This is a genomic window from Streptomyces sp. PA03-1a (assembly GCF_033792805.1).
GTDB lineage: Bacteria > Actinomycetota > Actinomycetes > Streptomycetales > Streptomycetaceae > Actinacidiphila.
Genome location: NZ_JARAVO010000009.1, coordinates 1 through 25,563 on the forward strand (window position 1 = coordinate 1; position 25,563 = coordinate 25,563).

Annotated in this window: 25 protein-coding genes, 1 pseudogene and 1 riboswitch; of the genes and pseudogenes, 12 read left to right on the forward strand and 14 right to left on the reverse strand. The window is 72.0% G+C overall.

Annotation, left to right across the window (positions count from 1 at the left end):
- Positions 1 to 36: 36 nt before the first annotated feature.
- Positions 37 to 831, reverse strand: coding sequence for a hypothetical protein (locus PV341_RS03315; RefSeq protein ID WP_500356638.1), 795 nt, complete (start codon positions 829 to 831; stop codon positions 37 to 39).
- Positions 832 to 945: 114 nt separating this feature from the next.
- Here PV341_RS03315 and PV341_RS03320 point away from each other — a divergent pair, with 114 nt between their 5' ends.
- Both PV341_RS03320 and PV341_RS03325 read left to right on the forward strand, forming a co-directional pair.
- Positions 946 to 1,980 (forward strand): adenosine deaminase, encoded by a 1,035-nt coding sequence (locus PV341_RS03320; protein ID WP_500356640.1) that lies wholly within the window; start codon positions 946 to 948, stop codon positions 1,978 to 1,980.
- Positions 1,968 to 2,630, forward strand: coding sequence for a glycerophosphodiester phosphodiesterase (locus tag PV341_RS03325; RefSeq protein ID WP_500356642.1), 663 nt, complete (start codon positions 1,968 to 1,970; stop codon positions 2,628 to 2,630). The genes PV341_RS03320 and PV341_RS03325 overlap by 13 nt, the downstream gene beginning before the upstream one ends.
- A gap of 64 nt (positions 2,631 to 2,694) precedes the next feature.
- On the opposite strand, the gene PV341_RS03330 is transcribed toward PV341_RS03325, so the two are convergent.
- Together PV341_RS03330 and PV341_RS03335 are read right to left on the reverse strand one after the other, a co-directional pair.
- A complete protein-coding gene (locus tag PV341_RS03330; protein WP_500356643.1) occupies positions 2,695 to 3,195 on the reverse strand; it encodes a hypothetical protein in 501 nt (166 codons plus the stop codon).
- An 81-nt stretch (positions 3,196 to 3,276) separates the two neighbouring features.
- Positions 3,277 to 4,713 (reverse strand): gamma-aminobutyraldehyde dehydrogenase, encoded by a 1,437-nt coding sequence (locus tag PV341_RS03335; protein WP_499514281.1) that lies wholly within the window; start codon positions 4,711 to 4,713, stop codon positions 3,277 to 3,279.
- A 224-nt stretch (positions 4,714 to 4,937) separates the two neighbouring features.
- Here PV341_RS03335 and PV341_RS03340 point away from each other — a divergent pair, with 224 nt between their 5' ends.
- Positions 4,938 to 5,381 carry an Lrp/AsnC family transcriptional regulator gene (locus PV341_RS03340; RefSeq protein WP_500325738.1) on the forward strand — a complete coding sequence of 148 codons (444 nt, stop codon included), beginning with the start codon at positions 4,938 to 4,940 and terminating at the stop codon, positions 5,379 to 5,381.
- Positions 5,382 to 5,383: 2 nt separating this feature from the next.
- Positions 5,384 to 6,745: an aspartate aminotransferase family protein gene (locus PV341_RS03345; protein WP_500325737.1), complete on the forward strand. Its 1,362-nt coding sequence runs from the start codon at positions 5,384 to 5,386 to the stop codon at positions 6,743 to 6,745.
- 84 nt (positions 6,746 to 6,829) lie between these two features.
- Here the strand turns inward: PV341_RS03345 and PV341_RS03350 are convergent, their stop codons facing one another.
- Both PV341_RS03350 and PV341_RS03355 read right to left on the reverse strand, forming a co-directional pair.
- Complete coding sequence (locus PV341_RS03350; protein ID WP_500325736.1) at positions 6,830 to 7,021, reverse strand: hypothetical protein; 192 nt, start codon at positions 7,019 to 7,021, stop codon at positions 6,830 to 6,832.
- Positions 7,015 to 7,278: a hypothetical protein gene (locus PV341_RS03355; RefSeq protein WP_500356645.1), complete on the reverse strand. Its 264-nt coding sequence runs from the start codon at positions 7,276 to 7,278 to the stop codon at positions 7,015 to 7,017. Before PV341_RS03355 ends, PV341_RS03350 begins: the two co-directional genes overlap by 7 nt.
- A 335-nt stretch (positions 7,279 to 7,613) precedes the next feature.
- On the opposite strand from PV341_RS03355, the pseudogene PV341_RS03360 reads away from it, so the two are divergent.
- The 3 genes and pseudogenes from PV341_RS03360 to PV341_RS03370 all read left to right on the forward strand — a co-directional run.
- Positions 7,614 to 8,258: pseudogene (locus PV341_RS03360) on the forward strand (ABC transporter ATP-binding protein); the annotation flags it as partial.
- Positions 8,240 to 9,394 (forward strand): hypothetical protein, encoded by a 1,155-nt coding sequence (locus PV341_RS03365; RefSeq protein WP_500356647.1) that lies wholly within the window; start codon positions 8,240 to 8,242, stop codon positions 9,392 to 9,394. The pseudogene PV341_RS03360 and the gene PV341_RS03365, both read left to right, overlap by 19 nt.
- A 46-nt stretch (positions 9,395 to 9,440) precedes the next feature.
- The gene (locus PV341_RS03370) at positions 9,441 to 10,571 is read left to right on the forward strand and encodes an LOG family protein (RefSeq protein WP_500325729.1); all 1,131 of its coding nucleotides are present in this window, start codon (positions 9,441 to 9,443) and stop codon (positions 10,569 to 10,571) included.
- A gap of 224 nt (positions 10,572 to 10,795) precedes the next feature.
- Here PV341_RS03370 and PV341_RS03375 read toward each other — a convergent pair whose 3' ends face one another.
- The 5 genes from PV341_RS03375 to PV341_RS03395 all read right to left on the reverse strand — a co-directional run bounded on the left by PV341_RS03375 (position 10,796) and on the right by PV341_RS03395 (position 17,203).
- Complete coding sequence (locus PV341_RS03375) at positions 10,796 to 11,821, reverse strand: ABC transporter ATP-binding protein (protein ID WP_500325728.1); 1,026 nt, start codon at positions 11,819 to 11,821, stop codon at positions 10,796 to 10,798.
- Positions 11,821 to 13,434 carry an ABC transporter permease gene (locus PV341_RS03380; RefSeq protein WP_500356677.1) on the reverse strand — a complete coding sequence of 538 codons (1,614 nt, stop codon included), beginning with the start codon at positions 13,432 to 13,434 and terminating at the stop codon, positions 11,821 to 11,823. The genes PV341_RS03375 and PV341_RS03380 overlap by 1 nt, the downstream gene beginning before the upstream one ends.
- A 68-nt stretch (positions 13,435 to 13,502) precedes the next feature.
- Positions 13,503 to 14,594 carry a thiamine ABC transporter substrate-binding protein gene (locus PV341_RS03385; RefSeq protein ID WP_500356650.1) on the reverse strand — a complete coding sequence of 364 codons (1,092 nt, stop codon included), beginning with the start codon at positions 14,592 to 14,594 and terminating at the stop codon, positions 13,503 to 13,505.
- Positions 14,586 to 14,690: riboswitch (TPP riboswitch) on the reverse strand. (Overlaps the previous gene by 9 nt.)
- 67 nt (positions 14,691 to 14,757) lie before the next feature.
- On the reverse strand, positions 14,758 to 15,864 hold the full coding sequence (gene rlmN, locus PV341_RS03390) for a dual-specificity RNA methyltransferase RlmN (protein ID WP_500356652.1): 1,107 nt from the start codon (positions 15,862 to 15,864) through the stop codon (positions 14,758 to 14,760).
- Positions 15,865 to 16,216: 352 nt separating this feature from the next.
- Positions 16,217 to 17,203 carry a hypothetical protein gene (locus PV341_RS03395; protein ID WP_500356654.1) on the reverse strand — a complete coding sequence of 329 codons (987 nt, stop codon included), beginning with the start codon at positions 17,201 to 17,203 and terminating at the stop codon, positions 16,217 to 16,219.
- A gap of 335 nt (positions 17,204 to 17,538) precedes the next feature.
- Here PV341_RS03395 and PV341_RS03400 point away from each other — a divergent pair, with 335 nt between their 5' ends.
- On the forward strand, positions 17,539 to 17,682 hold the full coding sequence (locus tag PV341_RS03400; RefSeq protein WP_500325721.1) for a DUF5131 family protein: 144 nt from the start codon (positions 17,539 to 17,541) through the stop codon (positions 17,680 to 17,682).
- Here PV341_RS03400 and PV341_RS03405 read toward each other — a convergent pair.
- The gene (locus tag PV341_RS03405; RefSeq protein WP_500325866.1) at positions 17,654 to 17,983 is read right to left on the reverse strand and encodes a CPCC family cysteine-rich protein; all 330 of its coding nucleotides are present in this window, start codon (positions 17,981 to 17,983) and stop codon (positions 17,654 to 17,656) included. The genes PV341_RS03400 and PV341_RS03405 overlap by 29 nt on opposite strands.
- A gap of 262 nt (positions 17,984 to 18,245) precedes the next feature.
- On the opposite strand from PV341_RS03405, the gene PV341_RS03410 reads away from it, so the two are divergent.
- Together PV341_RS03410 and PV341_RS03415 are read left to right on the forward strand one after the other, a co-directional pair.
- Positions 18,246 to 18,743, forward strand: coding sequence for a hypothetical protein (locus PV341_RS03410; protein ID WP_500356655.1), 498 nt, complete (start codon positions 18,246 to 18,248; stop codon positions 18,741 to 18,743).
- Positions 18,744 to 19,168: 425 nt separating this feature from the next.
- Positions 19,169 to 19,891, forward strand: coding sequence for an SMI1/KNR4 family protein (locus PV341_RS03415; protein ID WP_500356656.1), 723 nt, complete (start codon positions 19,169 to 19,171; stop codon positions 19,889 to 19,891).
- 55 nt (positions 19,892 to 19,946) lie between these two features.
- Here PV341_RS03415 and PV341_RS03420 read toward each other — a convergent pair whose 3' ends face one another.
- Positions 19,947 to 21,413, reverse strand: a complete 1,467-nt coding sequence (locus PV341_RS03420) for an APC family permease (RefSeq protein ID WP_500325716.1) — start codon at positions 21,411 to 21,413, stop codon at positions 19,947 to 19,949.
- 341 nt (positions 21,414 to 21,754) lie between these two features.
- On the opposite strand from PV341_RS03420, the gene PV341_RS03425 reads away from it, so the two are divergent.
- Both PV341_RS03425 and PV341_RS03430 read left to right on the forward strand, forming a co-directional pair.
- Positions 21,755 to 22,552, forward strand: a complete 798-nt coding sequence (locus PV341_RS03425) for a hypothetical protein (protein WP_500356658.1) — start codon at positions 21,755 to 21,757, stop codon at positions 22,550 to 22,552.
- 252 nt (positions 22,553 to 22,804) lie between these two features.
- Positions 22,805 to 24,202 carry a vanadium-dependent haloperoxidase gene (locus PV341_RS03430; protein ID WP_500356660.1) on the forward strand — a complete coding sequence of 466 codons (1,398 nt, stop codon included), beginning with the start codon at positions 22,805 to 22,807 and terminating at the stop codon, positions 24,200 to 24,202.
- A gap of 78 nt (positions 24,203 to 24,280) precedes the next feature.
- On the opposite strand, the gene PV341_RS03435 is transcribed toward PV341_RS03430, so the two are convergent.
- Both PV341_RS03435 and PV341_RS03440 read right to left on the reverse strand, forming a co-directional pair.
- Positions 24,281 to 24,898, reverse strand: coding sequence for a DUF4253 domain-containing protein (locus tag PV341_RS03435; protein WP_500356661.1), 618 nt, complete (start codon positions 24,896 to 24,898; stop codon positions 24,281 to 24,283).
- 277 nt (positions 24,899 to 25,175) lie between these two features.
- Positions 25,176 to 25,541 (reverse strand): DUF6233 domain-containing protein, encoded by a 366-nt coding sequence (locus PV341_RS03440; RefSeq protein ID WP_500325708.1) that lies wholly within the window; start codon positions 25,539 to 25,541, stop codon positions 25,176 to 25,178.
- Positions 25,542 to 25,563: the final 22 nt, after the last annotated feature.

Sequence of the window (25,563 nt, forward strand, 5' to 3'; positions counted from 1 at the left end):
GGTTTAAAAAGGTTTTTTTTGGGGAGGGGTAGGTGGTTATAAGGGGCAGCCGGGGTAGCCGGGGTGGTAGCCAGGGTACGTGGCGTGGGGCGGTTGCGGCGGCACGGCCGCCGCAGCGTCCGGGGCCGGCGGGGCCCAGGGATCGCGCGGCTGCTGCTCCGGCCCGGGCGCGGGTGCGTCCACGGGTACCGGGCGCTTGGTCAGCGTCACGTGCTCCTGCGGCGCCTGCGGTACCGGCGGCACCCAGGGGTTGTGCCCGGCCGGCCCACCCGGCTGCCCGTAACCGGGGGCGACCGGCACCGGCGGCGCCCACGGATCCCGCGGCCCGGGCACCTCCGCGGGCGGCGCGCCGGCAGGCTCGTCCGGGGCGACCGGAGCATCGGCCGCGCCTACTACGGCATGCGAGCCGTCACCGGGCTCGGCGTCGGCGACCGGAGCATCGGCAGGCGTCACGGCCTCCGCAGGAGTCGCGCTTCCCGGCACCCGCGCGCTCTCGACGTCGGGAGCCGCCGCGGCATCCCCGCCCGAGGCGGCGCCGGGCTCGGCATCGGCGACCGGCGCGTCAGCGGGAGTCGCGTCCTCCGCAGCAGTCACGGTTCCGGGCACCTCCGTGCCCTCGACGCCGCCGGCCACCGCGTCGCCCGCCTCGGCGTCCCCGCCCGGGGCGGTGCCGGATGCGGCGTCCGTGGGCGCCGCGGGCGCCGGGGCGGGCAGCTCGAAGTCGGGTGCGGGCCGTGCGTCCGCCGGGGCCGCCGAGGACGACGGGGCCGCCGCTCCGGGGGTGTCGCCCGCGGCGTCGCGCGGCGTCGGGTGCTCGGGCTCGTGGGACATCGCTGCCTTCCTGCTGACTACGTCGGGCAATGCTATGGCCTGCGAAGACGCCGGACGGAGGCAATTTCGCGTTTACGATGGCGGTTGCCGCCGACCCCGCAGGAGGATCGCCCCATGTCCGACACCGCGTCAGCCCTCGACGCCTTCATCGCGGGACTCCCGAAGGCCGAGCTCCACGTGCACCACGTCGGCTCGGCCTCACCCCGCATCGTGGCGGAGCTGGCCGCGCGGCACCCGGATTCCAAGGTGCCCACCGACCCCGCCGCCCTTGCCGAGTACTTCAGCTTCCGGGACTTCGCCCACTTCATCGAGGTCTACCTGTCCGTGGTCGACCTGATCCGCGACGCGGAGGACGTGCGTCTGCTGACGTACGAGGTCGCCCGCGACATGGTGCGCCAGAACATCCGCTACGCCGAGCTGACCGTCACCCCGTACAGCTCGGTCCGCCGCGGCATCCCGGACAAGGCGTTCGTGGAGGCCATCGAGGACGCGCGCAAGGCGGCCGAGGCGGAGCTCGGCATCGTGCTGCGCTGGTGCTTCGACATCCCCGGCGAGGCCGGGCTGGCCTCCGCCGAGGAGACCGCGCGCATCGCCACCGAACTGCAGCCGGACGGGCTGGTCAGCTTCGGCCTGGGCGGACCCGAGATCGGTGTGCCGCGCCCGCAGTTCAAGCCGTACTTCGACCGCGCCCGCGCCGTCGGCCTGCACAGCGTGCCGCACGCGGGCGAGACCACCGGCCCGCAGACGATCTGGGACGCCCTGGGCGACCTGGGCGCCGAGCGCATCGGCCACGGCGCCAGCGCCACCCAGGACCCGCGCCTGCTGGACCACCTGGCCGAGCACCGCATCCCGCTGGAGGTCTGCCCGACCTCCAACATCGCCACCCGCGCCGTCGCCACGCTCGACGAGCACCCCGTCAAGGAGATGGTGGCCGCGGGCCTGCTCGTCACCATCAACAGCGACGACCCGCCGATGTTCGGCACCGACCTCAACACCGAGTACGCGGTGGCCGCGCGGCTGTTGCAGCTCGACGAGGGCGGGCTGGCCCAGCTCGCCAGGAACGCCGTCGAGGCCTCGTTCCTCGACACCCCCGGCAAGGCGAAGCTCACCGCCGAGATCGACTCCTACCTGGCGGGATGGCAGCGCTAGCGGTCGCCCACCGCGGCGACCCGTACCGTCACCGCGAGAACACCCTGCCCTCGCTGCGCAGCGCGCTGCGCGCGGGGGCGGACGCGGTGGAGATGGACGTACGGCTGAGCCGCGACGGCGTGCCGGTGCTGCTCCACGAGCCCACGCTGAAGCGACTGTGGGGCGTGGACTCCGCCCTCGCCGGCCTTGCGGCGGACCGGCTGCCGCCGGGCGTGCCGACCCTCCACGAGGCGCTGGCCGCCGTGGACGGCTGCCGGGCCCTGGTCGACCTCACCCTGCCGGAGTCCGCGGGCCCGGTGCTGTCCGCGGTCCGGGACGCGGGCGCCGGGGACCGTACGTACTACTGCGGGGAGGCGGCCGCCGTGCTGGCGGTGCGGGACCACGACCCGGCCGCCGAGATCGCGCTGACCTGGAAGACCTCGGCGCCGGTGCCGCCGCTGCTGCTGTCGGAGTTGCGCCCGCGCTGGATCAACCTGCGCTTCGGGCTGGTGCGCGCGCCCCTGGTGGAGTGGGCGCGCGGCGAAGGCCTGCTGGTCGGCGCGTGGACGGTGGACCTGCGCCGGACGATGCGACGGCTGGAGCGGCTCGGCGTGGACGCCGTCACGAGCAACCGCATCGACGTGCTGCGCGCGGAGTTCGGCGGCCGGTGAGCTTCTCCCGCCCGGCCGCGGTCTCCTCGCCGTACGGTCCCGGACCCGGGCGACCGCCGGTCCGTCAGGCGACGGCCGGCTCGGCCGACACCATGCCGGAGCGCTCCAGCCGCTTGATCATCCGCCGCAGGACCAGCAGCGGCACGATGCCGAGGACGCCGAAGGCCATGTCCACGGGCATCCACCACAGCGGCAGGCCGCGCAGCGGGACGCAGATCGCGGCGAGCGGGATGATCCCGACGCAGGCGATCATGGCCCACTCCACGATCCAGATGTTGCGCACCGGATCGCGCCAGACGCCGTAGAAGGCCACCGCGATCACCAGGTGCGCGAAGGCGAGCCAGTCCGTCCCGTACATCATGAACGGGTACTTCGCGTCGGTGGCGTCCAGCCCCTCCCGCACGTGGGAGATCCAGTCACCGACGGCTCCCGGCAGGCCCCAGCCGTCCACCCACCGCACCTCGTGCACGAGCGGGAACGCGGTGGCGCCGCTCAGCACCAGGCACCCGACGAAGACAACCAGCCATGCGCGTATGCGCTGTTCAAAGGCTCTTCGATACTCCATGGAGCGGAGCGTACGCGCGCATGCCACGGCCCCGGACACGGGGGCCGGTCCGGGGCCGTGGAGGGATCTCGCCCTGCGGCGTCAGCCGTCCAGGGACGTCATGACGTGCTTGATGCGGGTGTAGTCCTCGAAGCCGTAGGCGGACAGGTCCTTGCCGTAACCGGACTTCTTGAACCCGCCGTGCGGCATCTCGGCGACCAGCGGGATGTGGGTGTTGATCCACACGCAGCCGAAGTCGAGGCGCTTGGACATGCGCATCGCACGGGCGTGGTCCTTGGTCCACACCGAGGAGGCGAGGGCGTACTCGACGCCGTTCGCCCACTCCACGGCCTGGTCCTCGTCGGAGAAGGACTGGACGGTGATGACCGGGCCGAAGACCTCGTTCTGGATGATCTCGTCGTCCTGCTTGAGGCCGGAGACGACGGTCGGGGCGTAGAAGAAGCCCTGCTCGCCGACCCGGTGGCCGCCGGCCTCGACCTTGGCGTGCGCCGGGAGGCGCTCGATGAAGCCGGTGACCTGGGCGAGCTGGTTGGCGTTGTTCAGCGGGCCGTACAGCACGTCCTCGTCGTCCGGGGCGCCGGTCTTGGTGTCGGCGGCGGTCTTGGCGAGCTGGGCCACGAACTCGTCGTGGATCGACTCGTGGACCAGGACGCGGGTCGCGGCGGTGCAGTCCTGGCCGGCGTTGAAGTAGCCGGCGACGGCGATGTCCTCGACCGCCTTGGCGATGTCGGTGTCCTGGAACACCACCACCGGCGCCTTGCCGCCGAGCTCCAGGTGGACCCGCTTGACGTCCTTGGCGGCGCTGGCCGCCACCTGCATGCCGGCCCGGACCGAACCGGTGATGGAGGCCATCGCGGGGGTCTCGTGCTCGACCATCAGGCGGCCCGTCTCGCGGTCGCCGCAGACGACGTTGAAGACGCCCTTGGGCAGGATCCCGCCGATGATCTCGGCGATCAGCACGGTGGAGGCCGGGGTGGTGTCCGAGGGCTTCAGCACGACCGTGTTCCCCGCGGCGATCGCCGGGGCGAACTTCCACACGGCCATCATCATCGGGTAGTTCCACGGGGCGACCTGGGCGCAGACGCCGACCGGCTCCCGGCGGATGATCGAGGTCATGCCCTCCATGTACTCGCCGGCCGAGCGGCCCTCGAGCATGCGGGCGGCACCCGCGAAGAAGCGGATCTGGTCGACCATCGGAGGGATCTCCTCGCTGGCCGTCAGCCCGATCGGCTTGCCGGTGTTCTCGCTCTCGACGGCCACGAGCTCGTCCGCCCGCGCCTCGAAGGCGTCGGCGATCTTCAGCAGCGCCTTCTGGCGCTCGGAGGGCGTCGTGTCGCGCCAGGCGGGGAAGGCGGCCGCCGCGGCGGCCATGGCCGCGTCGACATCGGCGGCGGCGGAGAGCGGGGCGGTCGCGTAGACCTCGCCGGTGGCGGGGTTCACCACGTCGGTGGTGCGCCCGTCGGCGGCGTCGCGGAATTCTCCGTTGATGTGGTTGCGCAAGGTACGGAGCTCGCTCACTGCACCTCTCCCTGTTGCTGTCCGATGTGTGAGACGGACCCAGCCTACCTGCAGCACTGCCGTATTCGACATAGCCGAAACTCCGAAACAATGGATTCCGTGAGTTTCGAGCCCCGAAACCACGGATTTCATTGATCGGGGCTTGCGTGACGGCTGACCTCTCGTGCAGAGTGGGGTGCGTGGCCACTCGTACTCCGGATCACAGGGGCGCCAACGGTGCCTTCGTGATCGATTCCGTCTCCAAGGCGATCATCGAACAGCTCCAGGAGGACGGCAGGCGTCCGTACGCCGCCATCGGCAAGGCCGTGGGCCTGTCGGAGGCGGCCGTACGGCAGCGCGTCCAGAAGCTGCTCGACCAGGGCGTCATGCAGATCGTCGCCGTCACCGACCCGCTCACCGTGGGGTTCCGGCGGCAGGCGATGGTCGGCATCAACGTCGAGGGCGACATCGAACCCGTCGCCGACGCCCTCGCGGAGATGACGGAGGTCGAGTACGTCGTCGTGACCGCGGGCTCCTTCGACCTGCTGATCGAGATCGTCTGCGAGGACGACGAGCATCTCCTGGAGACGATCAACAAGCGGATCCGCACGCTGCCCGGCGTGCGGTCCACCGAGAGCTTCGTCTACCTCAAGCTCCGGAAGCAGACCTACACCTGGGGAACCAGATAGCCATGAGCGCGGACCTTTCCAAGACCGCGTACGACCACCTGTGGATGCACTTCACCCGCATGTCGTCGTACGAGAACGCCCCTGTGCCGACCATTGTGCGCGGCGAGGGCACGTACATCTACGACGACAAGGGCAAGCGGTACATCGACGGCCTCGCGGGGCTGTTCGTGGTCAACGCCGGCCACGGCCGCGTGGAGCTCGCCGAGACCGCCTACAAGCAGGCCCAGGAGCTCGCCTTCTTCCCGGTGTGGAGCTACGCCCACCCCAAGGCCGTCGAGCTCGCCGAGCGCCTGGCCGACTACGCCCCCGGCGACCTCAACAAGGTCTTCTTCACCACCGGCGGCGGCGAGGCGGTCGAGACCGCCTGGAAGCTCGCCAAGCAGTACTTCAAGCTCAAGGGCAAGCCGACCAAGTACAAGGTCATCTCACGCGCCGTCGCCTACCACGGCACCCCGCAGGGAGCCCTGTCCATCACCGGCCTGCCGGGCCTGAAGGCCCCCTTCGAGCCGCTGGTCCCCGGCGCGCACAAGGTGCCCAACACCAACATCTACCGCACCCCGCTCTTCGGCGACGACCCCGAGGCCTTCGGCCGCTGGGCCGCCGACCAGATCGAGCAGGAGATCCTCTTCGAGGGCCCCGACACCGTCGCGGCCGTCTTCCTCGAGCCGGTGCAGAACGCCGGCGGCTGCTTCCCGCCCCCGCCCGGGTACTTCCAGCGGGTCCGCGAGATCTGCGACCAGTACGACGTGCTGCTCGTCTCCGACGAGGTCATCTGCGCCTTCGGCCGCCTGGGCACCATGTTCGGCTGCGACAAGTTCGGCTACGTCCCGGACATGATCACCTGCGCCAAGGGCATGACCTCCGGCTACTCCCCCATCGGCGCGTGCATCATCTCCGACCGCATCGCCGAGCCCTTCTACAAGGGCGACAACACCTTCCTCCACGGCTACACCTTCGGCGGCCACCCGGTCTCGTCGGCGGTCGCCCTGGCCAACTTCGACATCTTCGAGCGCGAGCAGCTCAACCAGCACGTGCTCGACAACGAGGGCGCCTTCCGCGCCACCCTGGAGAAGCTCCACGACCTGCCGATCGTCGGCGACGTCCGCGGGAACGGCTACTTCTACGGCATCGAACTGGTGAAGGACAAGGCCACCAAGGAGACCTTCACCGACGAGGAGACCGAGCGCGTCCTGTACGGCTTCCTCAGCAAGGCGCTCTTCGAGAACGGCCTCTACTGCCGCGCCGACGACCGCGGGGACCCGGTCGTGCAGCTCGCGCCGCCGCTGATCGCCGACCAGTCGACCTTCGACGAGATCGAGGGCGTCCTGCGCACCGTCCTCACGGAGGCCTGGACCAAGCTCTGACGGTCCCCGCCGGACCACGGGATCCAGCGGCCGGGGCCGCCCTCCGTCGACGGAGGGCGGCCCCGGCGGCCCGTCAGGCCCCGCTCACTTCAGGGCGACCCGGTCCCCGCCCCCCGCGACGGGCGCGACGGTCGTGGTGCCGCCGAAGGCCCACCGCCAGAAGCCGACCGCCTTGGCGGTCGTGCTGGTCTTCACGTTGCCCTTGGCATCCGTGCGGGCGTACGTGACCGTCGTATAGGTGGCGCTTCCGGACCTGCGGAACTGCAGCCTCACCAACTGGTCATGTTGGCGCCCGAAGTGCCCTCGAGGAAGACGGAGAAGCCGCTTCCCAGCCCCGTGAGTTCGGCGTCGACGGTGGCCGGGGCTCCGGAGACGCCCGCGATCTCGGTGACGACCGGCACGGTGACGGTCGTGGAGCCGCCGGCCCCCATGACGATGGGCTTGCCGTTGTTGATGGTCGTGCCGACGATCGCGATCCCGGCCGCGTGGGCCGGTGGTGCGAGCAGCAGACCACCTGCGACCGCTCCTGCCACGAGCAGGGCGGCATTGCGTATGGATGTCGATGAACCCCCACGGATCTCACACCGTGCCGGAGGCACGGCGGCCGCATCCTGCCACAGCCACACGTCGCGCAAGTGAACGGATGGTCTTCCAGACGAACCTCGCTCCCGCTACGCCGCACGGGTGGGCGCGCGCCGGAAACGCGCCCCCGTAACCGTGGTCCCGGGCCGTGGGGCGCGTACGGTGCCGCAGTGACCCGGACTCCCCGCGTTCGTTAGAGGCCAACGTGAACCCACCCGACAACGACGTGCTGTGGGCCCGCGGCCTGCGCCACGCGCACGACCGCTCACCCGCTCTTCTCGGCGTGTCACTCGGCGTACGGGAGGGCGAGATCCTCGGCGTCCTCGGCCCGCACGGCGCCGGGAAGACCACCCTGCTGCGCTGCCTGTCCGGCGAACTGCTCCCCGAGCAGGGCGAGGTGTGGTTCAACAGTTCCCCCGTGCACACCCTGGGCATGACCGCCCGCGAGCGGCTGCGCCGTGAGCGCTTCGGCTGGATCGACAGCAGCCCGCAACTGCTCCCCGAACTGACCGTCCGGGAGAACGCCGCGCTGCCGCTGCTGCTGTGCGGCGTCCCGTACCGCACGGCGCGCGCCGCCGCGCAGGAGTGGCTGGACCGGCTGGACATCGGCGGGGCCGCCCGCAAGCGTCCCGGCCGGCTGCTGCAGGCCGAGCGGCAGCGGGTGGCGATCGCCCGCGCCCTGGTCAACCGGCCCTCCGTGGTCTTCGCCGACGAACCGACCGCGCCGCTGCACCGCGCGGACCGCGCCCAGGTGCTGCGCATGCTGACCAGCGCCGCCCGCTCGCACGGCATCACCGTGGTGCTCGCCTCCAACGAACCCGAGGTCGTCTCCCTCGCCGACCGGGTGGTCACCCTCGTCGACGGGCGCTTCGTGGCCGGCATGCCGCACCAGGATCGGGAGGACGCCGACTCGTGCTCAGCCTCCGTGTAGCCCTCGGCTCCCGTCCGGAGGTGCTGCTGCGCCGGCTGCTGGTCGTCGCCGCGGCCGCCGGCACGGGGTTCCTGCTGCTCGCCGTCCTCGGGCACGCCCTCGCGCACCCCGAGGACGCCCCGGACGGCCTGGTCCGGCTGCTCTGGTGCGCCGTGCCGTTCGCCGCCACCGTCCACCTGTCGGTTCTCGTGGCCCGTACGGAGCCGAGCGGACGGCTGCACGCGGGCCTGGCCTCGGCCGGGCTCGGGCGGCACGGGCTGCCCCTGCTGGCCGCGGCGAGCTCCGCCCTGAACTGCGGCCTGGGCGTCCTGATCGCACTCCTGGGCTTCCTCTTCCTCCGTGGTGAGCTGCCCGGCCCGCACCTCGGTGGTGCCGCCGAGGCGCTGGGCGCGGACCGTGAACTCCCGTTCGCGGGCGCGTTGACCCTGCTGGCCTCACTGCCGCTGGCCGCCGCCGTCTCGGCCGCGGTCGTGCTGCGGCCACGGCGCTCCCGTGGGGACGAGGCCGCCGTCCGCGACGGCGGGGTGCCGTCCGGCCTGCCGTGGGGGGCCGCGCTCGTGGCGATCGGCCTCGCCGTGCAGATCTCCTCGGCTGGGGGCGCCGGCGCCCCGGGGCCCGACGGCGCGCTCCCGCTGCCCGGCGGTCTCGGCCATGCCGCCCCGGCCGTCGTCGGCGGCTGGCTGCTGACGGCCACGGGCATGGTGCTGGCCATGCCGGGCCTCGTCCACCTGTGCGGACGGCTGCTGGCGGCGTACCGGCCGGGTGCCCTGCGGCTCCTCGCGGGCCGCGCCCTCCAGGAGGAGGCGACGCTGGTGGGCCGTCCGCTGGGCGCGCTGTGCGCGGTGGCCGCCACCGCCCTCGCCGGCAGCGACCGGTTCGGCGCCGTGGCGCACCCCGTCGGACCGCTCACCGTGCTGGGCACCGTCCTCGTCGTCCTGTCGGCGGTCGCGACCGCCCTCACCGCGACCGTGGACGCCAAGCGCGCCCGCCGTCCGGCCACCGCCGCCCTCAGCCGGCTCGGCACGCCCGCCGCGCTGCTGCGCAACGCAGCCGCCGTGCGCGCCCTCGCGGTCCTCGGCGTCGTGCTCCCGCTGACCCTGCTCATCGCCCACCTGGGCACACTGCCGCTGCCGTAGCGCCGCCCGGAGCCCCGCGGCGGCGGCCCCCGCCGCGGGCGCTAGGGTGGCGGGCGTGCTGACGCCGAACGATCCGAACGATCACGAGATAGAGACCCTCGAGGAGTTCGACCGCGTCGCCGCGTCGGGCTCGCTGCGCGGACACCGCGTCCAGTCGCTCGACCTGACGACCCGTACGCCCGCCCTGATGTCCGCCGACACGACCGAGGCCGTGTTCCTGGGTTGCCCGATGGAGCCGGAGGCGGCCGCCCACGTCCGCGCCGGCGGCGCCATGGTCTTCCCGCCGGTCCCGGACCTGCCCTTCGACCCGTACCGGGGCTCCCTCTACGGCCCCGACGCACTGTACGAGGGCCTTGACGACGGCGGCTACGAGGCGACGCCGGACGCCCGCGGCTACCAGTGGTTCCTGCGCACCCGGGGCAGCGGCGACATCTACGCGTCGATGCTCCGCAGCATCCACGACGACGCCGTCTCCGACGCCTTCGACGAACTCGTCTCGGACGCCCGCGTCGTGGGCGTCATGGGCGGTCATGCCATGGAGCGCGGCACCGAGGCGTACGCGGGCGCCGCCCGCCTCGGCCGTGCACTGGCCCGCGAGGGCCTGAGCGTGGCCACGGGCGGCGGGCCCGGCGCCATGGAGGCGGCCAACCTCGGCGCCTACGCCGCGCCCTTCGCCGACGCGATGCTCGTCGAGGCCCTGGAGACGGTGGCCAAGGTCCCCTCCTTCCGCCCGTCCGTCACGGACTGGGCGCGCACCGCTTTCGACGTGCGCGACCGCTGGCCCGGCGGCGGCGCCTCCATCGGCGTGCCGACGTGGTTCTACGGCCACGAGCCGCCGAACGCCTTCGCCGCGCACATCGCCAAGTACTTCGCCAACGCCACCCGCGAGGACGGCCTGCTGGCCCGCTGCACCGCCGGGGTCGTCTTCCTGCCGGGCGCCGCGGGCACCGTCCAGGAGATCTTCGACAACACCACGCCGAACTACTACGAGTCCAACGGCGCCCCCCGCCCCATGGTGCTGGTCGACCGGGACCACTGGACCCGGCGCCTGCCGGCGTGGCCCCTTCTCCAGGCTCTGGCGGAAGGCCGCTCCATGGAGCAGCGCATCGTGCTCGTCGACTCCGTCGAGGACGCCCCGGAGGCCCTGGCACGCCTGACGCGAAGTCAGAGCCGGTAGCACCCGCGGGCCCGGAGCCGTCTCGTAGGCGCCCACGCTCTCCAGGCCGTGCCGGTGCGGGACGGCCGGTACGAACACCCCGCCGGCCAGGAGCAGCAGCGCCGAAGCCACCGTCGTCGCCGCCGAGATGTCACGTCGTGCGCGCTCCATGAGTTGCCCCCCAGGGCGGGGCGACCCACCCGGGCCGCGGAAGGTCGCTCGGCGGCGGAAGGCTGCCGCAGCCCCTACCCGCCCAGGACCACGACCTCGTCCGCCGTGAAGGAGACGCCGACCGTGTCGCCCTCGGCGGGGGCGTCCCGCAGGGCGCAGCCGGCCTCCAGCGAGGGGCCCTCCTCGGGGCGCAGGAGGAGGGTGACCTGGTCGCCGCGGAAGGTACGCGCGAGCACGTCGCAGCGCAGCCCGTCGGCGGCCGGGACGAGCCGTACCCCGGCGGGCCGGACGAGCAGCCGCCCGGCGCCCTGCGGGGAGCCCGGGGGGACGGGGACCTTGCCCCAGGCGGTGTCGGCGGCGTCGCCGGTGACGGTGGCGGCCACCACGTTGTCGAAGCCGAGGAAGCGGGCGACGAACTCGGAGGCGGGCCGCTGCCACACCTCCAGCGGGGTGCCGGCCTGCTCGACCCGGCCGTCGCGCATGACGACGACGCGGTCGGCCAGCGCGAAGGCCTCGCTCTGGTCGTGCGTGACGGCCAGCACCGTGGTGCCCAGCCGCCGGAAGAGCCCGCGCAACTCGACGACCAGGCGCTCGCGCAGGCTCCGGTCGAGCTGGCCGAGCGGCTCGTCGAGCATGAGCAGCCGCGGCCCGGGTGCCAGGGCCCTGGCCAGGGCGACGCGCTGCTGCTCGCCGCCGGACAGGGACGCGACGGCGCGCCGCTGCGCGCCGGGCAGGCCCACGAGCTCCAGCAACTCCTCGACCGTGCGCTCCCGTTCGGTGCGCCCCGCGCCGCGCATGCGCAGACCGAAGTCAACGTTCCCGGCGACGTCACGCTGCGGGAAGAGCTGGTGGTCCTGGAACATCAGGCCCACGCCACGCCGGTGCACGGGAACCCCCTGCTGGTCGCGGCCGGCCAGCAGGACGCGCCCGGCGTCCAGCGGCTGCAGCCCGGCGACGACCCGCAGCAGCGTCGACTTCCCGCTGCCGCTGGGCCCGAGCACGCAGACCGTCTCGTGCTCGGCGACCTCCAGGCCGACGGCGTCCAGGGCGGTGTGGCCGCCGAAGCGCACGGTGGCGCCGTCCAGTCGCAGCAGGGTCATCAGAACTCCCCGGACCTGTCGATGCGGATACGTTCCAGCGCCAGCAGCGCCCCCGCGCACACCAGCATCAGCACGGTGCTGAGCGCCATCGCCTGGCCGTAGTTGAGCTCCCCGGCCCGCCCGAGGAAGCGGGCGACCGCGACCGGGAGGGTGGGGTTGTCGGGGCGGGCGATGAAGACGGTGGCGCCGAACTCGCCCAGGGACACGGCGAAGGCGAAGCCCGCGGCCACCAGCAGCGCCCGCCGCACCAGCGGGAGGTCGACCTCGCGCCACACCCGCAGCGGGGAGGCGCCGAGCACCGCCGCCGCCTCGCGCAGCCGGTCGTCCACGGCACGCAGCACCGGCAGCATGGTGCGCACCACGAAGGGCACGCCGACCAGTGCCTGCGCGAGCGGCACGAGGATCCACGAGGAGCGCAGGTCCAGCGGCGGCTCGTCGAGGGTGATGAGGAAGCCGAAGCCGATGGTCACCGCCGAGGTGCCGAGCGGCAGCATGAGCAGGGCGTCGAAGCCCCGCACGAGGCGCCCGGCCCGCCGGGTGAGGGCGGCCGCGGCCAGCCCGCCGACGACCAGGGCGATCGCGGTGGCGGCGGCCGCGTACTGCAGCGAGTTCCAGACCGCGGCGACGGGCGCCACCAGGAAGGTCCCGCCGCTGCCGGCCACCGAGCCCAGCGCCCGGTAGTAGCCGAGGCCGTAGCCGTCCGGTCCGTGCAGCGAGCGCTCGGCCAGCACACCCAGCGGCAGCAGGATCAGCAGCGCGGCCACACCGAGCGCGCCCGCGAGCAGCCCCCACTCGCCGGCGCCCCGCGGCCGGCGCGCGGTGCGGGCCGGATCCACCAGCCGCAGCGCGCTCTCCCTGCGCCGTACCGTCCCGGCGTGCACGGCGAGGATCACCGCGACGGCGGCGAACTGGACGATCGTCAGCACGGCCGCCGTCGGCAGGTCCAGCAACTGCGCGGTCTCGCGGTAGATCTCCACCTCCAGGGTGGAGAAGGTGGGCCCGCCGAGGATCTGGATCACGCCGAAGGAGGTGAAGGTGAAGAGGAAGACCATCAGCGCGGCCGCGGCGACCGCGGGGGCCAGGGCGGGCAGCGTCACCCTGCGCCAGGCCGCGAGGCGTCCCGCGCCGAGGACCCGCGCGGCCTCCTCCTGCCGGGGGTCCAGCTGGGCCCACAGCCCGCCCACGGTCCGTACGACCACGGCGTAGTTGAAGAAGACGTGCGCGAGGAGGATCGCCCAGACCGTGGTGTCCAGGCGCACGCCCCACAGTTCGTCGAGCAGCCCGCCGCGCCCCAGCAGCGCGAGGAAGGCCGAGCCGACGACCACCGTCGGCAGCACGAACGGCACGGTCACCACCGCGCGCAGCACCTGCTTGCCGGGGAAGTCGAAGCGGGCGAAGACGTACGCGCCGGGCAGCGCGATCGCCAGGGTGAGCGCGGTGGAGGCGGCCGCCTGCCAGCAGGTGAACCACAGCACGTGCAGGATGTCGGGCTCGCCCAGCACCTGCGCGAACCGGCCGAACCGCCACCGCCCGCCCTCGCGGAGCCCGCGGGCGACGATGGCGGCGACCGGGTAGCCGAAGAACAGCCCGAAGAACGCGACCGGCACGGCGATCAGGCCCAGCCGTACGGCGAGCGGCCGGACGCCCGCCGCCCCGGCGCGCGTCCCCTCGGCGGTCTTCGTTACTTCAGCACGAGCGAGGACCACGACTTGACCCACTGCTCCCGGTTCCCGGCGATCTTCTCCGGGGCGACGGTGGCCGGTTCGCTGATGACCGGCGCGTACTTGGTGAAGACCTCGGGCAGCTTCGCGTCGTCGCGGACGGGATTGACGAACATGTTGAGCGGCATGTCCTCCTGGAAGGCGCGGCTCAGCAGGAAGTCGACGAGCGCCTTGCCGCCCTCGGTGTTCTTGGCGCCCTTCAGCAGGCCGGCGAACTCCACCTGCCGGAAGCAGGTGCCGCTCGCGACACCGGTCGGCCCCTGCTCGGGCTGCGTCTTCAGACCGAGCACCTCGGCGGGCGGACTGGAGGCGTACGAGACGACCAGCGGCTTGTCGCCCTTGCCGCCGCCGGCGCCGGAGAAGGTGTCGTAGTACGCCTGCTCCCAGCCGTCGACGACCTGGACGCCGTTGGCCTTGAGCTTCTTCCAGTAGTCCTCCCAGCCCCCGTCGCCGTACTTCGCGGTGGTGGCGAGGAGGAAGGCCAGACCCGGGGAGGAGGTGGCGGCGTTCTCGGTGACCAGCAGGTCCTTGTACTCGGGCTTGACGAGGTCGTCGAAGCTCTCCGGCACGGGGAGCTCGTGCTCGGTGAAGTACTTCCGGTCGTAGTTGACGCAGACGTCGCCAAAGTCGATCGGGGTGACGCGGTGCTCCGCGGCGTCCAGCTGCAGTGCGGCGGGCACCTTGTCGAGGTCCTTGGCCTGGTACGGCTCGAACAGGTCGTTGTCGAGGGCCCGGGACAGCAGCGTGTTGTCGACGCCGAAGAAGACGTCGCCCTGCGGGTTGCCCTTGGACAGCACGGCCTGGTTGACCGCGGCGCCGGCGTCGCCGCCGCGCAGCACCTTGACGGTGTAGCCGGTCTGCTTCGTGAACTCCTTCAGCACGCCCTTCGACGCGGCGAAGGAGTCGTGGCTGACGAGGGTGACGGTCTTGGAGGCGGTGCCGCCCTTGCCCTTGGCGGTGTCCCCGCCGTCGCTGCCGCAGGCGGCGAGCGCGGTCGCGCCGAGCGCGACGACGAGGACGGTGCCGGCCGCACGCCGACGGATGGTGCTCATGTGGTGACTCCCTACGCCGGTATGACCCGGATCAGGTCCGAGGGTCTGCGGCCGTGCCGCACTCTCAGCGCTTTCCGCGCTCCCCTGTCGGATGTTCTTTTGTGTGCTGTGCGTGGCGTCGCGGCGCACGGCCGCAAACGACCGTCACCCTAGCAAGCGCAGATCAGCGCTCGGAAGCCGCCAGCTGCCCGCAGGCGCCGTCGATCTCCTGCCCCCGGGTGTCCCGGACGGTCACCGGCACGCCGTGCGCCTCAAGCGCCGCGACGAACGCCCGCTCGTCCTCGGGCCGCGAGGCCGTCCACTTCGAGCCGGGGGTCGGGTTGAGCGGGATCAGGTTGACGTGCACGCGGCGACGCTTGAGCAGCCGGCCCAGCAGGTCCGCCCGCCACGCCTGGTCGTTGATGTCCCGGATCAGCGCGTACTCGATCGAGATCCGGCGCCCTGACACGTCTGCGTAGTGCCACGCGGCGTCCAGCACCTCGCGCACCTTCCAGCGGGTGTTCACCGGCACCAGGGTGTCGCGCAGCTCGTCGTCGGGCGCGTGCAGCGACACCGCGAGACGGCACTTGAAGCCCTCGTCGGCAAAGCGCAGCATCGCCGGGACCAGGCCCACCGTCGACACGGTGATGCCCCGCTGGGACAGCCCCAGCCCGTCCGGCTCCGGATCGGTCAGCCGGCGGATGGCGCCGACGACACGCTTGTAGTTCGCGAGCGGCTCGCCCATGCCCATGAACACGATGTTCGACAGCCGCGCCGGGCCGCCCGGGATCTCCCCGTCCCGCAGCGAGCGCATGCCCGCCACGATCTGGTGCACGATCTCCCCGGTCGACAGGTTCCGGTCCAGCCCGGCCTGGCCGGTGGCGCAGAACGGGCAGTTCATGCCGCAGCCCGCCTGGGAGCTGATGCACATCGTCACCCGGTCCGGGTAGCGCATCAGCACCGACTCGACCAGGGTGCCGTCGAACAGCCGCCACAGCGTCTTGCGCGTGGTGTCGTTGTCCGTGCTGCTGTGCCGCACCACCGACATCAGGTCCGGCAGCAGCCCCTCCGCCAGCTTCCCCCGCGACGCCGCCGGGATGTCCGTCCACGCGGCGGGGTCATCGGCGTAGCGCGCGAAGTAGTGCTGCGACAGCTGCTTGGCGCGGAACGGCTTCTCCCCCAGCTCCGCGACCGCCTCCCGGCGCTCCTCGGGCGAAAGATCGGCAAGGTGCCGCGGCGGCTTCTTGACTCCGCGCGGCGCGACGAATGTGAGTTCTCCGGGTGCAGGCATGGTTCATCCAGTGTCGCAGATCGATCCGGCGCCCCCAGGTCGGATGGGTGAGGCCCCCGTCACCCTCCAGCGCCCTCTGTTGTCGCCGGCCGACCTTGCACGGCCCGGAGACGGCCCAGCCTTGCGCGCCCATCGCCGGGGAGCACCTGCATCGGGAGGCGCGAGTGAGCCTTTTCGAGCTACCTGACATCCACACCTCCCCCTAGCAGGTGCAACGGGCGTCTCTTCGCCCCCCAGTTGGCACCAAATCCGCATCGTTGATGACACTTGCCCACCACGGCGGTCCGACGTTGGACCGGCTCCCCTCTGGCGTGTTTGGGCTGTCCGGGGAGACAAGGTCAGTCCGCGCTCCCTACCCCTCCCAGTGCTCGGCGTAGAACGTGGGCTCGCTGACGGCGGCGTCTCCGGCCCTCACCGTGTCCAGGGCCAGGTTGACCCCGGACGGGGTCATCGCACCGCTGGGGCTGAAGCACAGGCCCAGGTCGTGGTCCTCGACATGCCGGAGGATGGCCGCTCCGAGAGAGGAGGGCGCCGCACCGACCAGGGGGATGTCGGCGTACAGGACCTGCGGCCCGGTGCGCCCGTACGCGGTCACGGCGCCCAGCCGCGGAACGCCGTCCGGGTTCGTCCAGTAGTGCGCGCTCACACCGGCATTCTCGAAGCGGTCCTCGTGCAGATTCCACAGCCCGTCCGTGGCGTAGAGCCAGAAGGGGAAGTGGCCGATCCGACCCGCCGGGACCTCGCCGCCCAGGGCGTCCGCCACCTGGGGCGGGCTCATCCCGAAGCGGAGCGGGCCCACCCGCTCCAGCGGCACCCAGTCCCAATGCGGACGGTCACGTCCGGGGGTCACCGGCCAGGCCCCGGGGTTTCGTCCCCGGCCGGTGACGTCGCGCCAGTGCATCACCGGCGTTGTCGCGTAGGGGTCGTGCGCGAGCTCGGGCCCGACGAGCAGCACTGAGGTGATCACCCTGTCCTTCTGCACCGGATAGCCCTCGGCGGACAGCTCGCCATCGGGTTCGGTGCCCATGGACACCCCCCAGGCCGCGATCTCCGGGTCCCCACTCCAGTTCACCCGCACCGCGGCCTCTTCCCGGCGGGCAAGGTCGTGGATCTCAGCACGCACCTCGGACGGAACTCGACCGATCAGTTCCACCTCACCGACCCGGACCAGGGGACCTTGGAAAGCGTTGACGGCCACGGCGACCAGGCTCGTCCCTCGCGCGTACATGCAGTTCAGGCCCATCCCCGGGTACTCAACCCGCAACGTGCCATCGGCCGCGACCCAGGTGGCGCCGTCGCGCGGCCCGCCCAGGGCGGCCTTCACCTCGCCGGAATCCATCCCAAACCGCAGTGGCCCCACCCCGACCAGTGGATCAAGCACCCACCGCTCCCGACGCTCCGGCGTCCCATTCCACCAGCCCACCCCAGCCCCCTTTCACCACTGCGGGGCACGCCCCGCCGATCATGAATGGGAGCCTAAAGGCCACAGTGACACCCCTGTCTGCGGCTGTTCGGCTTGAGTGGCGGACAGGCCGCAGGCTCCGGCTTGTCGGCGTCCTGCTCGGTTTGGTGGCAACCGGCTCGACCAAATACCGTCGTTCGCGCGTTCGAATATGGCGGCGTACGTACGGGTTGGCCACTGCAATGGCTTCGTAGGCACGAGGGAGGGGAGCGGTGAGCGACCGCAGTGTTATCCAGTGGACTGAGGCGACCTGGAACCCGACGACGGAATGCGACCGGGTGTCAACTGGCTGTGATCAGGACTATGCTCTCACCCTGGCCAAGTCCGCTAGGGGGTGTACCCCTGGTCGCGCATGAGCTGCTGGGCGGCAGTCCACCACAGCCCTTCACCGCCGACCGTGACTGACGCGGGTTTCTCCGTCCCGAGGTTTGCGATGTGGTCTGCGTACTCCTGGCGGGCGTCGGTCAGGCTCAACGAGCCGTTCGGTCCGCCCCACACCTCGTCCGCGTTGAGGTCGTCCTGGCCGTCGTCCTCCCATCCGCACTCCTCGCAGATCTCCCAGCGGCACCGCGACTCCAGGGTCAGCAGGTGACAGCAAGGGCAGGCATATGGCCCCTCACCGGGCGGACATGCCTCCAGCAGTTCTTGTGGTGTCATCACGTCGCGAGCGTGGCATGGATCGGGAGCTTGGAGAAGGGATCGCAGTCTCAGGCCCCGAAGAGCAAAGCGATCCGGAGGTGTTGGTCGTCTTTGTGCGACCTCGGACGGCCGATCCCTAGACCTCCGTCAGCCGGGCCCTCTCGCCAGTTCGGCCCTACACGATTCCGACGCCTCGCCGTCAGGCCTCGGCCACGACCGGCGGAAGCGGTTCCATGGCGGCCGGCGGGGCTTGGACAAGACCGCTTGGCATCATGCCCGTATGCACTTTGATCTCCTCCCGCCGCTCGGCGTCGGTCCGCTCCAGATCGGCATGCCCCGGGAAGCAGCGAATGCGGCGCTGGACTCGCTCCGCGATCACTCTGCACTCTCCGAGTCCGACCGCCCAGGGCAACACATCTTTCGCCCCAGCGGCCTCATGATCAGCATGGAGTGCATGCAGGGCACCCTGCAGGCCATCGAGTTGGGGAGACCCCTGGCGCAGACCGACCGAGTGACGTTCCGAGACCTGGACGTCTTCGCGCTCCCTGCACGCGAAGTAATCGAGCACATGCGCGAGTACGCCACCGTTGACCCGGATCCGGACGATCCGGCGACCTTCCTTGCTCCTGACCTGCTCCTGGGCTTCTGGCGCCCATTCGCTGCCGACGATGAGCCAGAAGAGGAGCAGGGTTACTACTTCAGCTCCGTGCTCTTGGCGAAACCCGGCTACTACGACACCCCCGCCCAGGCGGCGGAGCGAAGCAAACAGAACCAGTAGCGGACCGGGTCGTCCATGCCGGGAGCCAGAGCAGTTTCACCTCTCCTTGATCGACTCGTCCCATCTCTGGTCGGCGACCGAGGAACGCGGCCAGGCGTGCCGTTCAGTCGCCTGAGTGGCCCCAGAGGTAGATCTCCTGAGGGACGCCCTCGTCGTCGTGCAGCACTGCGCACCGTCCGACCCACCGCGACCGGGGGAAGACGTCGAAATCCTTGACGTGTGCACGGCCGTCACAGGTTCCACGGTGCTGTACTCCGGGGTCTCGTCAGGCCCTATGACCCGGAAGATGTCCAGGATCGAGTGCGTGCCGGCCTCCTGGACCAGCTCGTCGGCCAGCCCCTTCCCGTTTCCCTTGGACCGCGGAAGCCAGCACCCGGCTCCGACATTCAGGCCCAGGTGGGAACCCGGACGGTAGCGTATGCGTCATGTCCGGTGCTCTCGACGTGGCGGTGGCGCTGCGAGGCGGGGTGACCAGCCGCTCCCAGGCCTGGGACTTCGTGCGCCGGTTCGCCGACGAGTGGACGGGACGCCCCTTGCGTCCCGAGGACGGCTGCACCGCCGCCGAACTGGATGCCGCCGAGGCCGAATTGGGCTTCGAGCTTCCCGCCGCCCTGCGGGAGGGCTACGCGCTGCTCGGCCGCCGCGACGACCTGACCAGGCAGCAGGATCCACTGGTCCCGCCGATGGGTCTGCATGTGGACGACGGCTTCGGCGGCGTCCTCGTCTTCCGCGCAGAGAACCAGGACTGCGCGTCATGGGGCATCCCACTGGACCGGGTCGAGCGGGACGATCCGCCCGTGGTGGTGGAGTCGCACGAGGGGTGGGTCCCGTTCCTCGACCGCATGTCCGTGGCCTGGGTGGAGCTGGTGCTGAGCGAGTCGCTGCTCGGGGCAGGAAGCCTTTACGGCGCCTGCGAGTTGCCGGACGCTCTCCTGCCGAACCTCGCGGCGCGCTACACGCGGGTCGACCTGCCCGACCACCCGATGTGGGCCGCCACGGAGGACTCACCCCTGCGCTGGTACGCGGCCCCGGGCCGCCTGCTGCGCCGCGACGGGGTGCTCGACCGGTGCTGGCTCCACGCGCACGGACGCACGACCGGGGATCTCAAGCGGATCCGCGACGACCTGCCGGCCCGATGGGAAGCCTGACCGCTGGTTCCGTGATCGTGCCGTCAGCGGCCCCGGCCGCCGCGTTCGCGGCAGCTCAGTGCTTGAAGACGTCGACCCCGCCGGGCTCGGCCTCCAGTGACCGGCGGTCGAAGACCAGCATGCCGAGGAAGAACAGCCCGCCGAGGACGAGCAGGCCCACCACGATCACCAGGGGCACCAGCGCCTCGCGCGGTGTCACCAGGGCGATGAGCGCGACGACCGTCCAAGCCAGGGCGGCGAGGGCGACAGGCAGCTCGAGGCGTCCCAGGTCGAAGGCGCCCTTGCGGCGGCCCAGGCGCCGGCGTACCGCCAGGTAGAGGACGATCGTCGAGCCGTAGATGAGCGCCGGGAGGATCGTCGACGCCGTGATGAGCTCCAGCAGTGCGGCGCCCGGCAGCGCCACCATCAGGACGACCCCCATGGCGAGGATGAGCACGGTGGCCGGGATCGGGGTGTGCGTAAGCGGGTTGACCCGTCGCATGATCCGGTGCGCGGGGAAGCGCCCGTCGCGCGACATCGCGAAGATGATCCGCGAGCACGCCACCATCACCACCATCCCCGCCCCGAAGAAGGCGAAGGTGATCGCGACCAGCAGCGTCCGTTCCGTCACCGGGCCGAGCTGGTCCCGCATGATCGTGGCGACCGGGGAGCCGTCGCGGCTGATCCGCGGAATGTCCTCGATGGCCACGGTGAGCGTGATCAGGAAGAGCATGCCCAGCAGCCCCGCCGCCACGACCGAACCGACGATCGCTCGGGGGACGCTGCGGTAGGGGTCCTTGGCCTCCTCGGCGAGGTTCGCCGCGGAGTCGAAGCCGACGAGCGTGGCCAGGCCCATGATCATCGCGATCATGAGCCCGCCGCCGACGGTGAAGTAGTGCGGGGCGCCCTCGGTGATGCCGCGCGACGTGAGGTTGCCGACCGCGCCGTTCCCCGTGACCGCCGCGGCGACGACGAGCGCGACCGCCATCACCACGACGAGCGCCAGCTCCAGCCCGACCGCCGCGCTGTTGACCAGGCTGACGAGGCGGGTGGACGCCACCGCGAGCACGGCCTGGACGAGCAGCACCACGAGCGTGATGACGCGGGCCGTGTCCTCGTCCGGCCTCATGCCGGCGAGCGGCATGAACGCCTGGCTCGCGAGGGCGTTGTCGATGGCGACCACGGCGATCGACAGGTAGCAGAACGTCAGCCAGCCGAATCCCCACCCTACCTTCGGGTTCGCCAGCCGTGAGGCCCACTGGTACGAGGAGCCGCTGAGGGCGATGCGTCCCGCGAGCTGAGCCACCACCAGGGCCACCAGGGACTGCCCGACCGCGACGAGGATCCACAGCCAGATGCCGACGGGGCCCGCGTTCTGCAGCACGTCGTCGTAGGTGGAGAAGATGCCGACGGCCACGGAGATGAACGCGAACGAGATCGCGAAGACCTGGAAGGAGCCGAGGGTACGTTTCAGTTCCTGCCGGTATCCCCCCTCCTCGACCGACCTCTCGCCGGCCGACTCGTCCGTCGGGGCTTCCGCCACCTCAGCCACCTCGTCCTCGCTCGGGATCCTTCCGGGCCACACCCGTTTTCCATATATATGTCATGAATGCTTCCTGGCCTGCACCTTGAGGCTCCCGGGGCCGCCCGCACCCCGCGAACGTTGGCCAGTGCTGTACGGCTCACGCACGGTCAGGGTCTGTCCAGGCGCGGGGCGTCGATCGGGTGAGCGCGGCCCGGCGGCCGAGAACGGGCTGCGCCACTGGGATGACCTTGGCGCCGGACGCCGGTGGGCGCGGGTACGGATCCCGTCGACAGGGGCCCGAGCCGTGCCGGAAGGCCCTCCGGTTCGGTGCCGGCCAGAGATCGACGAGGAGTGTCTCCATGCGTCCTGCAGACAGGACCCCTCCGCCCTCCAGGCGGTCCCTTCGACGGTTCGGACGGCTCGTCGGCACGGTGGTGCCGGCGGCCCTGATCGCCACCGCGATATCCGCGGCCTCCCTGACGACGGCTCAGGCCGCCGACACGAACGACGCGGCCTCGCCCGGGTCGCCGGCGTCGAGCTTCCCGTGGCCCGATCCATATGACGACTACCCGTACCCCGACGGAGATCTCGACCCCGGTCCCGGTCCCGGTCCCGGACTCGGCATCGGTCCCGGACTCGGCCTCAGCCCTCTGCTCGGCTCCGGTTCTCTCCTCGACACCGACCCCCTCCTCGGCCCCGGTCGCGGGCCCCTCCTCGACACCACCGGCAACGGCCCGGTCCTCGACCCGGCCGGTCCCCTCCTCGGCCCCGGGCGCGGGCCCTTCCTGGCCCCCTACCCCGGCCCCGGCAGGCTCTCGGGGTGTGACATCGACTCCACCGGCGTGGCCAACACGACCAACCGCGACTTCTCCGTCGCCGTGATCCGCGGCCGGACGTTCATCGGTCAGCGCGACACCGTCCCGGTGGGCGGCACCTACACCTGGCAGGACCTCAGTGCGCTCCCCGGGTACCCCGGCACCGGGGTGTGCGGCGCGAGCGTGAGCACCTCCTCGGTATCGGAACTGTCGGTCAAGGTCATCACCTTCCGCGGGGACGTGGCGGAGAGCCGCTGCACCATCACCGGTGCCCTGCCGGTCTGCAGTGCCTGGAGCCCGCTGCCGGGCACCTTCCAGCCGCCCCCGGTCGCCATCCCCTGACCGGCCCGGGTCGACGGCCCGTCGCAGTGTGCGCCCGCCGAACGACGGGCACCGGTGTGGCCGGTCGTACGAGAGGCCGTCAGCCCAGGGTGGGTCCCGCCTGTGAGGCGGCGGACGGGAACCGGCCGCGCACCTGACGGGCCAGGCGGCCGTCACGCCCGGCCATGGGTAGGAACCACGTCGATGTGGCCCGAACCGGAACGGAATTCCCTCCGGCCCGGCTCGGGCCCGATGTCGACGAGGAGTCTCCCCATGAGTGCTGCAGACAGGACCGCGCCGCCCTCCGGGCGGCTCTCGCGGTGGTACGGACGGCTCACCGGCATGGTCGTGTCCGCGGCCCTCGCCGCCACCGCGGTGTCGGCCGGCGCCCTCGCCCCGGCCCAGGCCGCGGGCAAGGGCCGGGAGCCCGCGGCCGATCCGGCCGCGATACGTGAGTGGAACGCCATCGCCACGGACGTCATCGGCACCAGCCTGGGCCCGACCCGGCCCTCGGGGCAGGCCGTCGTCTGGCACGGGTTCGTCTCGGTCGCCGTCTACAACGCCGTGGTCGGCATCGAGGGCCGCTACGCACCCTACAAGTGGCACGCCCGCGGGCCCGCCGGCGCGTCGCCGGAGGCGGCGGCAGTGACCGCCGCACACCACGTCCTGCTCTCCGACTTCCCCGCGTCCCGCACATTGCTCGACACCGCGTACGCCGATTCGCTCGCCCGGATCCCCGACGGCAACGCCAAGCGGCAGGGTGTGGCCTTCGGGGCGCGCGCCGCCGACCGCGTCATCCAACTACGGCAAGGCGACGGCCGGTTCCTGGCGGTGGACTTCACCACCCCGCCGACTCCGGGCGTCTGGCGGCCCACGCTGCCCGGGAACCTCCCGTTCATCGACACCTGGCTCGCCCGGCTGCGGCCGCTGCTGCTCGCCTCACCGTCCCAGTTCCGGCCCGGGCCGCCGCCCGCCCTGACCTCGGCCCGCTACGCCCGGGACGTGAACGAGGTGAGGACCATGGGCGCACGGACGGGCTCGCCCCGCACCGCGCCGCAGACCGAGACCGCCCTGTTCTTCGGGGGCAACCTGGCCCTGCAGCTCCAGGCCGCGTTCCGCGACCACAGCGCCCGCCACGGCCTGGACATCGCCGACACGGCCCGGCTGTTCGCCGCGGCGAACTCCGCCGCGACCGACGCCGTCATCACCGCGTGGGACGCCAAGCTCCACTACGGATCCTGGCGGCCGATCACGGCCGTCCAACTGGCCGGAACCGACGGCAACCCGGCGACCGAGCCGGATCCGCTGTGGCAGCCGCTGCTCGTCACGCCACCTCACCCCGACCACATCAGCGGGCACGCCGCGGTCGCCGGCGCCGTGGCCCAGACCCTGACGGGGCTCCTCGGCACGACTCGCATCGACCTCACCTTCACGTCCGACGCCACGGGCACCACACGGCACTACGACGACGCCGTGCAGCTCAACCAGGACATGATCGACGCCCGTGTGTGGGCCGGCATCCACACCCGGACGGCAGACACCGCAGGCTGCCTCGCGGGAGCCCGCGTCGGCCTCTGGGCCCTCACGCACTACTTCCAGCCCCTCCGCCCGGCGCACCCCGACGCCTCCCGGCCGATCCCGCGCACATGCCCGGAGACCGAGACGAGCTGACCCGCTCCCACCGTCGCGTGCCCTCCCGCCCGGCACCCGGGGAGGGCACGCGGTCGCGAGCGCGCCGGGCCGGCCCGGTCAGTCCCACCAGAAGCCCCACATCTGCTTGCCCAGGAGCTCGTGGGCCGCGAAGGTACGCAGGGTGTCGTGATCACCCGCCTGGGTGATGGTGTCCGGCGAGAAGGCGAAGTGCTCCGCCGCCACGGCGAGCGCCTCGGCCATGGTGGTCGGCGGTGCGGCCACCGAGACGACCAGGCGTTCACGGTCGAGCGCCAGCAGGCGTATGCCGAAGCGGTCCTCCCACGACCGCAGCACCGTGCACAGCTCCTCGACGTCGGACGACCACAGGTCCGGCAGCCCGCGCTCGTCGGCGAGGGAGGGTACGTCCGCGCTGCGGGCCCGCTGCACGACGCCCCACGCGTCGCCCTCGCTTACCTCCTCGTCGTCCGCCAGCTCGGCGAGGACCTTGGCGGCGAGTTCGTCGGGATCGGTCCGAGGGCCGGCCGGGGGCGCCGCCGACCCCGGCCACCGGGGCCCGAAGGGCGCGATCAGTTCCTCGAACGGCTCGGGTTCGCCGAAGGCCTCGACGACCATCGCCCGGCCCGGATGATCCTGCCCTGCCTCGGCGAGTGCCTCCTCGGCGTACTCCTCCCACCGCTCACCGAGGATCTGTTCCACCGTCCGGTGACCGCTCATCACTTCCCCCGCTCTCCCCGCCCTGGACACGCGCACGCGCCGACGGCCTCCCTTCCGGAGCGACGGCACGTACACAGTGGGCGCGCAGGGTGTGACAATGCCGTTGCCGGAACCGTGGATTCCGCCACAGCCCGGGTGATCTTGCGTGGGTGGACCCGGCGGATGGCCGTCCTGCTCCGAGCGGTTCGGGGCGCCGGACCGGCTCGGGCGGGTGCCGCGCAGCGACTTGACTGACCGTCACGTCGGGCCACTCGGGACGCGGACGCGGTCCTGGATCTCACGGGGTGCGCTCCGATTCCGGGTGGCAGATCTCGCACGGCGCGACGTCCGGCATGCCGAGGGCGACCTCGAACTCCTGGCGGTTCAGCCGCCCACCCCCGGGCACGCGGCAGTCGTCGCGATGAAGGACGCCCCGCCCCGCACCGCCGCGCGGATCGGGCACGCTCTGCAGCCGCCAGGCGGAGGTGCGACCGCGCTTCCCGCCCCGAGTCCGCGGAACGGCGTCATCTCCGGCCTCCGCCCCGGCCGCCACCAGGGAACCGGATTCCGCCTCCTGGATCTTGGCGTCGACTGCGGCGATCTGCATCTGCAGATAGAGGCGTATCACCCGCAGGCGCTGCGGATCCGGAGGAAGCTCGTACACGCGTTCGAGTGTAAGCGGCGGA

Coding starts and splice junctions, on each gene's coding strand:
- PV341_RS03415 (WP_500356656.1), top strand. CDS start 19,169: ATGTCCGGTGCTCTCGACGTGGCGGTGGCGCTGCGAGGCGGGGTGACC.
- rlmN (WP_500356652.1), bottom strand. CDS start 15,864: ATGCCTGCACCCGGAGAACTCACATTCGTCGCGCCGCGCGGAGTCAAG.
- PV341_RS03435 (WP_500356661.1), bottom strand. CDS start 24,898: ATGAGCGGTCACCGGACGGTGGAACAGATCCTCGGTGAGCGGTGGGAG.
- PV341_RS03315 (WP_500356638.1), bottom strand. CDS start 831: ATGTCCCACGAGCCCGAGCACCCGACGCCGCGCGACGCCGCGGGCGAC.
- PV341_RS03405 (WP_500325866.1), bottom strand. CDS start 17,983: ATGACACCACAAGAACTGCTGGAGGCATGTCCGCCCGGTGAGGGGCCA.
- PV341_RS03410 (WP_500356655.1), top strand. CDS start 18,246: ATGCACTTTGATCTCCTCCCGCCGCTCGGCGTCGGTCCGCTCCAGATC.
- PV341_RS03345 (WP_500325737.1), top strand. CDS start 5,384: ATGAGCGCGGACCTTTCCAAGACCGCGTACGACCACCTGTGGATGCAC.
- PV341_RS03425 (WP_500356658.1), top strand. CDS start 21,755: ATGCGTCCTGCAGACAGGACCCCTCCGCCCTCCAGGCGGTCCCTTCGA.
- PV341_RS03385 (WP_500356650.1), bottom strand. CDS start 14,594: ATGAGCACCATCCGTCGGCGTGCGGCCGGCACCGTCCTCGTCGTCGCG.
- PV341_RS03325 (WP_500356642.1), top strand. CDS start 1,968: ATGGCAGCGCTAGCGGTCGCCCACCGCGGCGACCCGTACCGTCACCGC.
- PV341_RS03375 (WP_500325728.1), bottom strand. CDS start 11,821: ATGACCCTGCTGCGACTGGACGGCGCCACCGTGCGCTTCGGCGGCCAC.
- PV341_RS03320 (WP_500356640.1), top strand. CDS start 946: ATGTCCGACACCGCGTCAGCCCTCGACGCCTTCATCGCGGGACTCCCG.
- PV341_RS03430 (WP_500356660.1), top strand. CDS start 22,805: ATGAGTGCTGCAGACAGGACCGCGCCGCCCTCCGGGCGGCTCTCGCGG.
- PV341_RS03330 (WP_500356643.1), bottom strand. CDS start 3,195: ATGGAGTATCGAAGAGCCTTTGAACAGCGCATACGCGCATGGCTGGTT.
- PV341_RS03395 (WP_500356654.1), bottom strand. CDS start 17,203: ATGGATTCCGGCGAGGTGAAGGCCGCCCTGGGCGGGCCGCGCGACGGC.